Genomic DNA, 12624 nt, shown 5'->3' with positions numbered 1-12624 from the left:
CTCTACGGCGCCACACTACGGCGACTCCTTGCGGCGACGATGAGGCGGCGGATCAGTCGACCGGCGAGGTCTCGGTGATCTCGTACGCCTCCAGCCCCGGAGCCGCGAGGAGATCCGCGACACAGGCCGCCGTTCCGCCGACGTACGTGCTCACGAGATCGACGTCTCCGGCCACGCACCAGGCGCGGTCCTCGGGCCACCAGAGGTCGGGGAGCTCGGGTGCCGCCTCATCGGGTTCGCCCCCGCGAACGGGGAACGCGGGTGAGTCGGCGTCGTCAAGGGGGCCGGAGAGCAGGATCTCGTGGCGGCCCGGTGTGCGGAACACGGGATACCCGTCCCAGTTGTACTGGCCGTACCCCTCCCAGAGCCCGTACCAGCAGCGGTCGGGGGTGCGGGTGTGCCCGGACAGCACGGAGATCAGGGCGCGGGACACGGAAGCGGGGGTCGGGCCCTCGTCGGGATGCTCGTCCCAGACGCCGGGAACGGCCGGGGTGTCCTCGTTGCGGTAGAGAAGCCGGTCGCCCCCGAGGCCGATCAGCTCGTGCCAGCGCGTCCCCGCCGACACCGGCCGCCCGTACACGGCGGCCACTTCGTCCCACCGCACCGGTTTCGTGCCGAGCCAGGCCGGGTGCAGGATCCGCGCGTACGCGTCGAAGCCGGGGGCGCAGACCCCCGCGACCGTGCCGAATCCGTCGTCGTGGGGCGGGCGTTGCTCCAGCCAGCGGGCGGGCGAGAGGTCGTGCCGCTCGACGTGGAGACGGCCGTAGGCGGACGGGGGCTGGCATGGGTCTACGAGGCGCATGCCACCAGTGTCGCCCGCGCCGTGACGCCCCACGGCCCACACACGCACGCCGATTGAGGCGGCCGGTGCGGGGCACTCGGACAGCCGTGGGGCGGCCGCCCGAGCGGCCGCCCGTCTCCATTCCGAACCATGCTGACTTGATGCCGACCGAAGAGGGACCCCATGGGTGTGAAGAAGACTGCCGTCATCGTCCTGGACTGCGCGAAACCCGAGGAGCTCGCGGAGTTCTACGCGGGGTTGCTCGGAGGCACGGCCGGCATGGGCACCGACCCCGATTACGTCGAGGTGTACGACGAGCAGGGCCTGTGCATGGCGATCCACCGTGACTACGGCTACGCGCCTCCGAGCTGGCCGCGCCCCGAGGACTCCCAGCAGGCGCACCTCAGGATCCTGGTGGACCGCGGGGACATCGACGAGGCGGAGCGCGAGGCCGTCGGCCTGGGCGCCCGGCCCGTGGACACCAAGGACAACTCCGGCCCGCGGGACACCCGGACCTACAGCGACCCGGCAGGGCACTCGTTCACCCTTGCCGTGTCCGCCGAGCCGAGGGTGTCTCGCTGAGCGCGGCGACTCCCGCTCAGCCGGAGGGCTCGTCCGGCACCGGCTGGTCCGGGCGGACGCCGCCCGAGTGCGGCGCTCCACGCCGACCGGTGCCCGCCTCGTCGGTGTCCGGTACGTCGTCGTCGGCGTCCGGGGCGTTGCCCGTGGTGGCCGCGTCGTCGTCCGGCTCCCAGTGGTCCTCCTCGTCCGACGCCTGCTGATCGGGCAGATCCCTCGGCACGGGTGTCTCGTCCTCGCCCCGGGTCTCGGGCAGTTCCTCGCTCACGGCGTTCCCTCCAGTCCTTGTCACTTCGTCCCGCGCGGTCTCACGGCGTTTTCCGCTGCGCAGGCGCGGCTACCCGCCGCGCTCGCGGCAACACCTCGTACTGCTTCACCGTGGCCCGCCGGGGCCGGTTCGGCCACACGAGCGGGGCCGGTTGGCACGAAGCCGCCCGCGACCGTCGTCAAGGGCGCCAGTACAGGGCCGGGTCGGGGTGGTCGACGAAGCCGAGGTCGCGGTAGAGGGGGGCGCCCTCGGGGGAGGCATACAAGTCCACGCGGGTCACCTCGCGTTCCCGGAACCAGGCCAGCAGGTCCCGCATCAGCGTGCGGCTGTGGCCCCGCCGCCGGTGTGCCGGGTCCGTGACCACGCCGATCACCAGGCCGACCCGGCCGTTGCGCAGATGCGGGCCGGGCAGCCGCTGCTCGACCGAGCCGATGGCGCAGGCGGCCAGGCCCCTTCCGTTCCCGGCGCCCCCGACGCCGTCCACGACGAGGATCCGCATGCCTTCCGTGGCCATGTGGTCCTCAAGGACCGCGGCCAGGTCGTTCTGCCAGTCGGTGGCCCCCGAGGCCGAGGGCGGGCTGAAGTACGCGCCGCCGAGATCCTCGAACAGCAGCGCCCGCAGACGTACGAGCTCCGCGATGTCGTCCAGCGTCGCCGGGCGCGCCGCTGGGTTGGTGGAGGGGCGTGCGGGGGTGCGGTCTTCGGTGCGTCGTGACATGACGATCAGCCTGATGTAATGGTCTTGTGCACCTCAACCCTTACGGCGAGGAGGTCGTGAATCTGGCCGCCGCCCTCGCCAACCGGCGCCCGCAGACCGCCGGTGAACTCGCGGACCGCTGCCGCGCCGCCGGGCTCGTCCTGGAGCGCCCCGTCACGCCGGGGGACCTCGACCGCGCGCACCACGCGCTGGACCAGTGGGAGAAGGTCGTCGACGCCGCAGAGGAGGACGAGCGTGCCGACCTGCTCAATCAGATGCTGGCGGCGTCCACCGCCCACCCACGGCTGACCGACCACGCGGGCTCGGGCTGGCACCTGCACTATCGCGAGGAACAGCAGCCGCTCGGCGCCCTGCTCCATCAACTGATCTCCGTGGGCACGGCGCTGCACCTGGCAGGGCGGGGGATGCACCGGCTCCGGCGGTGCGCCGTGACCGAGTGCGTCACGATCTTCGCCGACACCTCACGCACCGGGCGGCAGCGTTACTGCTCCCAGCGGTGCGCCAACCGGGACGCGGTCCGCCGGCACCGGGCGCGGGTCCTGCGCGCCTGAATCAGCGCTCAAATGCCGGGCGCGGGGCCTGTTTTCCGGCCGGACTTCTGGTATTCACTCCTGGGATCGACCGCCGTCCGCGCGCTCGCGTTCACTGCGTGTCGACGCGCGTTCCGAGCGCTCCGCGCCTGCGCCCGCAGGCGCGCCCATGTGCCCGCAGGTGTCCCTACGCGATCCAGGAGTCCGCTGGGTCCGCAGGACGACATCGTCAACGGCGGCCCCGAGCTGGTGCGCGGCGGCAAGGTCGCGGTCAACTACGGCGCCGACGGCATCGTGCGCGCCGGTGACCGTTCCTTCGCGTACACCTGGGGCATCAAGCGCAACCCGCGCATGCTCATCGGCGTCGACCGGAAGGGGCGCCTGCTCCTGGTGGGCGCGGACGGCCGGCAGCCCGGCCTCAGCGACGGTCTCGGCCTGGGCGAAGGGGCGGAACTGATGAAGTCGCTCGGCGCGGTGCACGCCATGGCCCTGGACGGCGGCGGCTCCGTCACGATGACGGTGAACGGCAAGGTCGTCAACACCCCGTCGGACGGCTCTGAACGCCCGGTGGGCGACGCGCTGTTGCTCACACGCTGACGGGGAGGCGGCTGGGGCCGCGTACCAACAGGCCCGGACGGTAGGGAAGTTGGGCCGGGCCGGCCGTCAGGCGGAGGGTGGGGAAGGCCGTCAGGAGCCGAGGGAGTGCGATCGTCGCCTCCAGGCGGGCGAGGCGTGAGCCGACGCAGAAGTGCGGTCCGTGGCCGAAGGCGGCGTGGGGCGCCGTGCGGGTTCCTTCGGGCGACTCGTCCGGGAGGTGGCGGCCGGGGCGGAAGGCGTCCGGGTCGGGGAAATGCCGCGGGTCGCGGTTGGCGGCGGCGAGTACCGCGAGAACGGAGGCGCCCGCGGGTATGACCACGCCCTCGCCGAGGTCCACCTCCTCGGTCGTGTGCCGCCACGTCGTGCCCTCCAGCGGGCTGGCGTGGCGGAGTGTCTCCTCGACGACGGCGGGCCAGCGCGCGGGATCGAGGCGGGCCGCGGCCAGCTCCTCGGGGTGGGTGAGCAGCAGCAGCGACGCCGATGCCAGCAGGTTCATCGTGGTCTCGTAACCCGCGAAGAGGAGGAGGAACGCCATGGCAAGCAGCTCCCCGTCGTCGAGCCCGCCCTCCTGGCCGGAGCCGACGCCCCGCGTCAGCGTGCTGAACAGGTCGGGTCCCGGTGCGCGCCGCTTGCGGGCGATCAGCGCGGTGAAGTAGCCGTACAGACCGGTCCATGCCTCGTCCACGGCCCCCGGCTCCAGCGCGTCGGCGGGCGAGCCGACCCGGTAGGTCCAGTCCCGCAGATCCGCCCGGTCGGCCTCCGGTACCCCGAGCACCTCGCCGATGACCAGTACGGGCAGCGGAAAGGCGAAGGCGTCGACGAGGTCCACGCTCCCCTCCTGCCGCAGCTGCCGCGCCATCTCTTGCAGGAGGCCGTCGGTCAGCTCCTCGATCCGGGGCCGCAGCGCGTCGACGCGGCGCGGGGCGAACGCCGCGGTGGTCAGGCGACGCAGCCGGGTGTGGTCGGGGGCGTCGGAGTTCAGCATGTGCCGGGCCAGACAGGCGCGGGCGTGCCGCGCGGGCGAGTCCTCCTTCGGACGTCCGGCGTCCCGAGGGGGCACGTTCGAGAAGCGGGGGTCGGCGAGGACGGCCCGCGTCCGCTCGTACCCCGTGACGAGCCAGGCGTACGTCCCGTTGGCGAGCGGGACCCGCACGGCGGGCCCCTGGTCACGCAGGCGCGCGTAGAAGGGGTACGGGTCGCGTGCGAAGGCGGGGTCCGCGGGATCCAGGGGAGTGATCACTCGCTCATCCTCGTCGCGGAGGCCCGGCGGCAGAGGCCCTGTGACCGCCAGGAACAGGGGACCGGACCTTGTGGGAACCGGACAGCAACCGTCCGTGGCGGCCCGGAGCACGGACCGTGACAAGGCTACGGGCTGTAACGCCCGCAATGCGGGGCCGCTTCGTGGAAGCGGGCGATCACGAGATATCTTGATGTCGAGCAATGTTGCAGACGTGGAGCGGAGCACCCGGTGACTGACTCGACCATCATCTACACCCAGACCGACGAGGCCCCGGCCCTCGCGACCTATTCGTTCTTGCCGGTGGTCAGGGCCTACGCCTCGACGGCCGGGGTCGCCGTGGAGAGCCGTGACATCTCCCTGGCGGGGCGCATCATCGCTCTCTTCCCCGAGTTCCTCGAGGAGAGCCAGCGCATCGAAGACGCACTCGCCGAGCTGGGCGAGCTGGCCAAGACGCCCGGCGCGAACATCATCAAGCTGCCGAACATCTCGGCCTCGACCCCGCAGCTGAAGGCGGCCATCGCCGAGCTGCAGTCGCAGGGCTACGCGCTGCCGAACTACCCGGAGGACCCGAAGACCGACGCGGAGAAGGACATCCGCGCCCGGTACGACAAGGTCAAGGGCAGCGCCGTCAACCCGGTCCTGCGCGAGGGCAACTCCGACCGCCGCGCCCCCGCCTCGGTGAAGAACTACGCCAAGGCGCACCCGCACCGCATGGGCGCCTGGACGGCCGACTCGAAGACGAACGTCGCCACCATGGGCGTCGACGACTTCCGCTCCACCGAGAAGTCCGCGACCATCGCCGAGGCCGACACGCTGCGCATCGAGTTCACCGGCGAGGACGGCAGCACCACCGTGCTGCGCGAGTCCGTACCGGTCCTCGCGGGCGAGGTCGTCGACACCTCCGTCATGCGTGTGGGTCCGCTGCGTGAGTTCCTCACCGCGCAGATCGCCAAGGCCAAGGCCGACGGCGTGCTGTTCTCCGTGCACCTCAAGGCCACGATGATGAAGGTCTCCGACCCGATCATCTTCGGCCACGTCGTGCGCGCCTTCTTCCCGAAGACGTTCGCCGCGTACGGCGAGGCGCTTGCCGGCGCGGGCCTGAGCCCGAACGACGGCCTGGGCGGCATCCTCAACGGCCTCGACGCGCTTCCCGAGGGCGAGCAGATCAAGGCGTCCTTCGAGGCCGAGCTCGCCGAGGGCCCGGAGCTCGCGATGGTCGACTCCACCAAGGGCATCACGAACCTGCACGTGCCCTCCGACGTCATCGTCGACGCCTCGATGCCCGCGATGATCCGCACCTCCGGCCACATGTGGGGTCCGGACGACGGCGAGCACGACACCCTCGCTGTGCTGCCCGACTCCAGCTACGCCGGCGTGTACCAGGTCGTCATCGACGACTGCCGCGCCAACGGCGCCTTCGATCCGTCCACGATGGGCTCGGTGCCCAACGTCGGTCTCATGGCGCAGAAGGCCGAGGAGTACGGCAGCCACGACAAGACCTTCGAGCTCGCCGCGCCCGGCACGGTGCGCGTCCTGAACGAGGCCGGCGACGTCGTCCTGGAGCAGGCCGTCTCCACCGGTGACATCTTCCGGATGTGCCAGGCCAAGGACGCCCCGATCCGCGACTGGGTCAAGCTGGCCGTCAACCGCGCCCGCGCGACCGGCTCGCCGGCCGTGTTCTGGCTCGACGAGACCCGCGCGCACGACGCGCAGCTCATCGAGAAGGTCAAGGCGTACCTGCCCGAGCACGACACCGACGGCCTGCAGATCGAGATCATGTCGCCGGTGGACGCGACCGCGTTCTCCCTGGAGCGCATCCGCCGCGGCGAGGACACCATCTCGGTGACCGGCAACGTGCTCCGTGACTACCTCACGGACCTGTTCCCGATCCTGGAGCTCGGCACCAGCGCCAAGATGCTGTCGATCGTTCCGCTCATGAACGGCGGCGGTCTCTTCGAGACGGGCGCGGGCGGCTCCGCCCCCAAGCACGTCCAGCAGCTGGTCCGTGAGAACTACCTGCGCTGGGACAGCCTGGGTGAGTTCCTCGCCCTCGCCTCCAGCTTCGAGCACCTCGCGCAGACCACGGACAACGCCAGCGCCCAGGTGCTCGCCGACACCCTGGACCGCGCGACGGCCACGTTCCTGGAGAAGGACAAGTCGCCGACCCGCCGCGTCGGCGGCATCGACAACCGCGGCAGCCACTTCTACCTGGCCATGTACTGGGCCCAGGAGCTGGCCAAGCAGACCGCGGACGCGCAGCTCGCGGAGTCGTTCGCCCCGCTGGCCAAGACGCTGGTCGAGCAGGAGCAGACGATCGTCGACGAGCTGAACGGCGTCCAGGGCTCGCCCGTCGACATCGGCGGCTACTACCAGCCCGACGAGGCGAAGGCCGCATCGGTGATGCGCCCGTCCGCCACCCTGAACAAGGCCCTGGCCCTGCTCGGCTGACGCAACTCCGGCTGACACAGGTCCGCCCCGGTGGGAACCATCCCACCGGGGCGGACCTGCGTCCGCGTGGACACGAACCGGGGCCCCGTATCTGTGTTCACGGCCTACGGCGCCCTGGCGGCCTTTATGGCGGGTGACGCAAGGCCTCACGCCGCTGCTGCCTGCCCCCTCAGCCATGAGGGTGGCTCCGGCGGGGCGCCCGCCTGCCGGGCCTCGGCACCGTCGTGGGCGGTCAGTTCCCGGTGCGTCTCGTGCATCTCCGCAAGCAGATGCTTCACCCGGTCTTCCGGGCAAGGGCCGGCGATATCCCTCGGGACGGTATGCCACTAGTGGAGTCAGCTCGCCCTGTCCACACAGGGCTTCTCTTGGCGATCAGTGATGGTGAACTCCATCCACTCGATGCCGGCGACGCTGAAACTGGCACCGACATTAGAGGACGCGATGCCCCAGAACTCATGACGTACCCCTGGTTCCGGGCCGCTGAGGCTCCAGGGCGTCGCGACCTTCCATGCCCACTGAAGGGTGGTCAGGAGTGCGTCCTCCGGAGTGCTGCAACAGAGAGGAGAGGCGAACCGCAGCTCGGCCAGTTCTGGGAACTTCCAGTACCGCTCGTAACTTTCGATCTCGATGGTGTGCGGCAACAGCTCTCCGATGCGGTCGACCACACGCTCGGCACCACGGCGGTCGCCCACATGCGCGTAGCAACGCCAACGGATCGTCTCGAACATGGCGACACTGTATGGCTCTTGGGGAACCGTGCCGCGGCTACTACCTCAGCTCGGCAAACTGAGGTGATCTATGGATGGTTGCTCAGCTTGCATGGCGGAATCGTTAATAGCGTTGGACCGCTAGGCGGGTTGCTACCCGGACGGAGCCGTTCACCTGTGTTCATGGGCGGTTGTTTTCTGTGTGGGCCGAGGTTGGCCCTGCTCCCATCTGATCTGCTGTGAACGTGGCTGAATGGGACGGAAACTGAGACGGCTGGCCGCGCTGTCTACGAGCATGGCAGGTCGTGGGGCAGGTGGCAGACGTCGTCCCGGATATGCAGCCTACGGAGGTCCTGGACCAGTCCGAAGGGGTATGGATGCATCACCCACTTGGCGCGATACCCAGTCTCGCCATGTTCCCTGAGCACAGGGTTGGCGGCATCCCAGACAGCGTGAGTGAACGCCCTACGCGGATGGGTCGACTGCCAGAACACGGTGCCATCGGAGTCTGGATAGTCGAGGCTGACGGCGATGTCGGGAAACTCGTAGATGGTCACCTCGACCGCGTCACTCGTACTTCGGAGCGCCCAGCGGAGCTCTTGGGGCTCGCCGTCGAAGAAGAACCGGGCTGAGTGCTGCTGCCCGTAGAGCCCTCCGGTGCTTGCCACGAGGTCCGCCAACGCGTCAGTGCAGTAGCTGGCGGTCAGTGTGGCCGTCTGAGATCCATCGGCTAGGTGGCAGGTTGCCCAACCACGTCCCACCAGTTGCCATTTCAGCTGGAGAGTGCTCACTGACCTTTGACCGATCGACACAGGTTCAGGCTACGGGCAGCGCTTGGCCGCGGAAACGCGCGGGTGGCACCTTGCGCGATGACCACTTCGTCCCGAAGCGCTTGGGCGGGACCATTGCCATGGGCGCGCCCCTTACCTGCGCTGACGGTCCGCAAAAGTTCGTGCTCGTCCGCCGCTGTTCGTCGGCGTTGCCACGCAGTTAGACACTCACCGCTCGACGGCCCGTCCTACGCAGAGTCGTTGTCAGGGCCTACCTTTAGGGTCTCAAGCGCGCGGTCGGCTACCGGGGGTTCCAACTCTGAAGGGAATGGTTGCATCCCCGACCTGTCTGGGGGCGGCCCGGAGAATCGTCCGGGACCCAACCGACGGTCAGGCTTCGTCGACGGCCAGCGGATGACCTGCCAGAGCCGACCGCGCACGGCTCCCTCCCGTGCCTACAGCAGGAGCACGCTTTCCAACTGTGGTGGTGCTGCGTGGGTGTGCGTGCAGGGGCGTTCACGTTCGTTCATGCTCGGCCGGTCGCGGGAGCGGCCACCGCCTTCGGTCGTCTGAATGACCGTGAACGGAGCTGAATTAGACGGAAACCGTGACGGGCCTCGCTGTGTTGGCCCAGAGCGAGGCCAAGAGGGCTAAAGGGTGTCCCGTAAGCAATCTAGGGTGAGGTGTTGATGCGGACGACTGCTCTACGAACTCGCCTCTCATCCAGCGAGGGTGAGGTTGTGCAGGCGGGCGATGGCGAGCTTGGCGTGGTGCACGCCGTCGCCCTTGAAACGGCAGTCGCGCCGGATCTTCCAGCTCTTCCTCCGGGCGAAGGTGTGCACGGGCTCGGCCCCGTTTGTGGGAGCGGTTGTGTCCTTCCTTCTAGGCCGGGAGGTCCTGGCCCTTGGTCCGGTGGTGCGGGATGACCAGGCTGGTGCCCTGGTAGCCGCGTCAGCGATGGTCATGGTCTTGCCGACGGCGTCCTTGGCGCCGGATTCCACCCAGCCGCGGGAGTCGTGGCGGTTTCCGGGCAGGGGTCGGCCGACCACGGCGACCAAGCGGGTGTCGGCGTCGATGAGCACGATGTCCTTCGCGAACCGCTGGCGCGGCTGGAGCGCGAGGAGCGGGCCGATGTGGTCGATGACCCGGCCCGCTGCCGACTTCGAAGCACCGAAGAGCGGGGCGATCTGGCGCATCGTCAAGTTCGTGCGCCGATATGCCGTGACCAGGAGGACGCGGTCCTCCAGCGGTAGCCCCCAGGGCAGCCCGCGATGCGCTTCTGTCACAGTCTGGTGGCGCACGGCCGTCAGTAACTGGCCGAAGCAACGCGGGCTCAGCCCGGTGAACGGGGCTATCCAGGACGGATCGAACGCCGTGATCACACCAGCCATCCGGAGATCATTTCAGTTGCCGACACCCTTCCTCACGGCGATCCTGGGCTACGAGCAACCAAGGGGGACAAGGTGGGATTGATGCTCTTTCCCGGCGACGACGACGTGGCGAGCCCGGACATCTCCTGGTCCTACACCGGCTTCAGCATGTTCAGGAGCTGGTTGGCCCAGGCCGAGGGGCTCACCCTCACCGAGATGGACGGCTTCGGCGGAGAACGCCAGTGGTGCAGCGTCTCCAGCACGCTGGCGCCACTGCTCAACCATCCAGACGACGATGGCCCTGACCTCGCACCCGCTCAATGCGCGGCCATGTTGCCCCGGCTGGAAGCGATTCTCGACCAACGTCAGTCTGACGACGGCGACCCCGTCCTTCGACGGCGCATCGAAGACATCAGCCGGTTGATCACCGTCCTGCGGTTTTGCGTGGACAAGGACGTCGAGCTCGCCTTCGGCTGATCGGGGGAGCGCGGAGAGGCCCCTCGCTCAGGGGAAGGGCCGTGCTTACGGGACAGCCCTTTGGGTCGGTAACCCCAATGAGGGGCTCTGCACAGGTGAGGACCGTGTTGGGCTTCCTGCGCATCCTGCAACTCATCTGTGGTGGATCTTCCATACCGATGCCGGTAGGTGGCCGTGGCGCGCGGCGTTGAGTTGGGTGAGGTGCGGGAGTGCTTCGTTGGTGAGGCCCAGGGCCTCGGCTAGGCGGCGGACTGTTGTGTGTGTGACTCCTCGTGTACTTGCGGCCTTCTCGAATTCCTTGATTTGGGTCAGTAGGTCGTGCGGGGTGGTGGGGTTTTCCTGCTGCCGGAGCAGCAGTCCGCGTGCCTTCTCGCGTTCGTAGTCGATCTCGGAGGTGCCGCAGACGGTGCGGCAGGCTTTCTCTGCTTCGTCGAGCGTTGTCGTGGCGGTGATGGCTTGGGCGAGGCGGTTTGCGGCGAACGCCGTTGCCAGGTCGACCTGGTGGACGGTGGGGCCTTCGGCGGTGAGAGGAACCGGGAGGCCGGCGTCGCGGATCTCGCACAGACCTCGGGCGCCCAGCGCTGTGGCGGCGAGGAGGGCCGTTGCCTCGGAGGGGTGCCAGGTGAGGATGGGAACGATTGCCTGAGCGTGTTCGGGCGTGAAAGTCGTGATCAGGGGGCCAAGGCGTGGGCGGAGGATGTCCGCGGGGAGCTCGCCGTCGAGGCCTGGGCCCGCCACGAGGAGGCGTACGGGCGCGTCGGCCTGTGCGCATGCGGCCAGGGTGAGGGCGTCGGCCAGGGGGCTGCGCAGGGTGGGTTCGTCGCCGTGGGCCAGGATGTCGCCGCCGACGTCCAGTACGTCGATCGTCTTCGGGGCGAAGTGGGCGATCAGTTCGTTGAGTTGGCGGGTGATGCCCGTTGTCCCGGTGTACGGGTTGATCAGCGCGAAGGTGTGGGGGAGTTCGGCCGCGAGGCGGGGGAGTGTCGCCGCGTGCGGTGGCTTCAGGGTTGCGGTGCCGGGGACTGCCCAGACGTGGGGGGTGAGTTGGTACAGGCCGGTGAAGTCGGAGGGGGAGCGCGGGCCCGGGACCGGGTCGATGATCAGGCGGTCCCAGGAGTAGGTCAGGATCAGCGCCGGCCCGTCGTCGTCCCCGTACAGGGCGGCGTGCAGCATCGCCGCCGCTACCGCGTCGCCGCCGCCTCCGGCTGCCACAATGAGCCGCTTCACGAGAACAGGGTATCGGTGCGTCCTGTGTGTCCCTTCCGTGCGCACCTATAGTGGCTACTGGTATTAGCCAGCTGGTAGTCGGTTGAAGGGAAGTCGCGTTGCCCGAGATCGCTGAGGCCTTGCCCAAGTACCTGCAGATCGCCCAGCATCTGCGCGATCAGATCCTGCGTGGGGATTTGCAGCCAGGTGAAGAGGTGCCATCCGAGAGGCAGTTGGCCCTCGACTGGAACGTCTCCCGGCCCACCAGCGCCCGCGCCCTGGAGGCGCTGCGGCATCAGGGGCTCGTGGAGAAGCGGCAGGGCTCGGGGACGTACGTACGTGATCAGCAGGTGCATCGGCGGGCGCGTGAGCGTTATGGGCGGGCGCGGCAGGCCGGGGTGATCTACGGGCCGGGGGAGTACGCGGTCATCGCGTCGGCCGGGTACGCCGAGGCACCCGATCACGTGGCCGAAGCGCTCGAACTCGGCAAGGATCGGGCGGCTGTTCAGCGGCGGCGCGTGACCAACTCGGCAGACGCGCCTGTCGAGGTGTCCACGTCCTGGTTCCCGGCCGAGGTGGGCCGCCGGGCGCCCCGGCTCCTGGAGCCCGAGCGGATCCGGGAGGGGACGGTCTCGTACGTCGAGGAAGCCACCGGGCGGCGCGGCAGCTACGGCGAAGACCGTGTCTGCGCCCGACTGGCCACTCCGGAGGAGGGTGACGAGCTCGGGCTCGAACTGCCCGCTGCCGTCCTGGTAGTTCACCATGCCGTCTACGACCTGCAGGATCGTCCGCTGGAGTTCGCGGAGGCCGTCTATCCGCCGGGGCGCTGGGCGTTCGAGCAGGGGTACCCGTTGGGGTGAGTGGAGGACGGAGGTTTTCCGGAATCGCTTGCTGCCCGAAGTGGCCAATGCCACTATCCGGTAAGTGGTCTTA

The 12624-nt window shown here is 69.3% G+C and carries 13 protein-coding genes and 1 pseudogene; 6 read left to right on the top strand and 8 right to left on the bottom strand.

Features of this window, described 5'->3' with window-relative positions; translation table 11 throughout:
* Nucleotides 1-52: 52 nt before the first annotated feature.
* Nucleotides 53-802, bottom strand: a complete 750-nt coding sequence (locus tag ACZ5U5_RS03930) for a hypothetical protein (protein WP_469015844.1) — start codon at nt 800-802, stop codon at nt 53-55.
* Between the two features lie 162 nt (nt 803-964).
* On the opposite strand from ACZ5U5_RS03930, the gene ACZ5U5_RS03925 reads away from it, so the two are divergent.
* Complete coding sequence (locus ACZ5U5_RS03925; protein ID WP_469015842.1) at nt 965-1363, top strand: VOC family protein; 399 nt, start codon at nt 965-967, stop codon at nt 1361-1363.
* Nucleotides 1364-1379: 16 nt separating this feature from the next.
* Here the strand turns inward: ACZ5U5_RS03925 and ACZ5U5_RS03920 are convergent, their stop codons facing one another.
* Nucleotides 1380-1628: a hypothetical protein gene (locus ACZ5U5_RS03920; protein WP_363206270.1), complete on the bottom strand. Its 249-nt coding sequence runs from the start codon at nt 1626-1628 to the stop codon at nt 1380-1382.
* A gap of 178 nt (nt 1629-1806) precedes the next feature.
* A complete protein-coding gene (locus ACZ5U5_RS03915) occupies nt 1807-2346 on the bottom strand; it encodes a GNAT family N-acetyltransferase (RefSeq protein WP_469015839.1) in 540 nt (179 codons plus the stop codon).
* A gap of 26 nt (nt 2347-2372) precedes the next feature.
* Here ACZ5U5_RS03915 and ACZ5U5_RS03910 point away from each other — a divergent pair, with 26 nt between their 5' ends.
* Nucleotides 2373-2897, top strand: coding sequence for a CGNR zinc finger domain-containing protein (locus ACZ5U5_RS03910; RefSeq protein ID WP_469015836.1), 525 nt, complete (start codon nt 2373-2375; stop codon nt 2895-2897).
* A gap of 150 nt (nt 2898-3047) precedes the next feature.
* Entirely contained in the window at nt 3048-3473 is a 426-nt protein-coding gene (locus ACZ5U5_RS03905) for a phosphodiester glycosidase family protein (RefSeq protein WP_469015834.1), read from the top strand.
* On the opposite strand, the gene ACZ5U5_RS03900 is transcribed toward ACZ5U5_RS03905, so the two are convergent.
* Nucleotides 3463-4713, bottom strand: a complete 1251-nt coding sequence (locus ACZ5U5_RS03900; RefSeq protein ID WP_469015831.1) for a cytochrome P450 family protein — start codon at nt 4711-4713, stop codon at nt 3463-3465. The genes ACZ5U5_RS03905 and ACZ5U5_RS03900 overlap by 11 nt on opposite strands.
* A gap of 228 nt (nt 4714-4941) precedes the next feature.
* On the opposite strand from ACZ5U5_RS03900, the gene ACZ5U5_RS03895 reads away from it, so the two are divergent.
* The gene (locus tag ACZ5U5_RS03895; protein WP_469015828.1) at nt 4942-7161 is read left to right on the top strand and encodes an NADP-dependent isocitrate dehydrogenase; all 2220 of its coding nucleotides are present in this window, start codon (nt 4942-4944) and stop codon (nt 7159-7161) included.
* Between the two features lie 335 nt (nt 7162-7496).
* Here ACZ5U5_RS03895 and ACZ5U5_RS03890 read toward each other — a convergent pair whose 3' ends face one another.
* From ACZ5U5_RS03890 to ACZ5U5_RS03880, 3 genes and pseudogenes are all read right to left on the bottom strand, one after another.
* A complete protein-coding gene (locus ACZ5U5_RS03890) occupies nt 7497-7889 on the bottom strand; it encodes a hypothetical protein (protein WP_469015826.1) in 393 nt (130 codons plus the stop codon).
* 266 nt (nt 7890-8155) lie between these two features.
* Nucleotides 8156-8548 (bottom strand): hypothetical protein, encoded by a 393-nt coding sequence (locus ACZ5U5_RS03885; protein WP_469015824.1) that lies wholly within the window; start codon nt 8546-8548, stop codon nt 8156-8158.
* Between the two features lie 809 nt (nt 8549-9357).
* Nucleotides 9358-10029: pseudogene (locus ACZ5U5_RS03880) on the bottom strand (transposase family protein).
* An 81-nt stretch (nt 10030-10110) separates the two neighbouring features.
* Between ACZ5U5_RS03880 and ACZ5U5_RS03875 the strand changes: the two are divergent.
* Entirely contained in the window at nt 10111-10485 is a 375-nt protein-coding gene (locus ACZ5U5_RS03875) for a hypothetical protein (RefSeq protein WP_469016941.1), read from the top strand.
* Nucleotides 10486-10617: 132 nt separating this feature from the next.
* Here ACZ5U5_RS03875 and ACZ5U5_RS03870 read toward each other — a convergent pair whose 3' ends face one another.
* The gene (locus ACZ5U5_RS03870) at nt 10618-11712 is read right to left on the bottom strand and encodes a DUF1152 domain-containing protein (protein WP_469015821.1); all 1095 of its coding nucleotides are present in this window, start codon (nt 11710-11712) and stop codon (nt 10618-10620) included.
* A gap of 98 nt (nt 11713-11810) precedes the next feature.
* Here ACZ5U5_RS03870 and ACZ5U5_RS03865 point away from each other — a divergent pair, with 98 nt between their 5' ends.
* The gene (locus ACZ5U5_RS03865; RefSeq protein ID WP_469015819.1) at nt 11811-12551 is read left to right on the top strand and encodes a GntR family transcriptional regulator; all 741 of its coding nucleotides are present in this window, start codon (nt 11811-11813) and stop codon (nt 12549-12551) included.
* Nucleotides 12552-12624: the final 73 nt, after the last annotated feature.

The sequence above is a fragment of the Streptomyces sp. NPDC033177 genome (genome assembly GCF_055577715.1).
Note: the sequence above shows the minus strand (reverse complement) of the source record. Positions and strands in the feature narration are given on the sequence as shown.

Bases quoted from the DNA above. Each gene is read 5' to 3' on its own strand.
- ACZ5U5_RS03890 (WP_469015826.1), bottom strand. From the start codon at position 7,889: ATGTTCGAGACGATCCGTTGGCGTTGCTACGCGCATGTGGGCGACCGC.
- ACZ5U5_RS03930 (WP_469015844.1), bottom strand. From the start codon at position 802: ATGCGCCTCGTAGACCCATGCCAGCCCCCGTCCGCCTACGGCCGTCTC.
- ACZ5U5_RS03875 (WP_469016941.1), top strand. From the start codon at position 10,111: ATGCTCTTTCCCGGCGACGACGACGTGGCGAGCCCGGACATCTCCTGG.
- ACZ5U5_RS03925 (WP_469015842.1), top strand. From the start codon at position 965: ATGGGTGTGAAGAAGACTGCCGTCATCGTCCTGGACTGCGCGAAACCC.
- ACZ5U5_RS03915 (WP_469015839.1), bottom strand. From the start codon at position 2,346: ATGTCACGACGCACCGAAGACCGCACCCCCGCACGCCCCTCCACCAAC.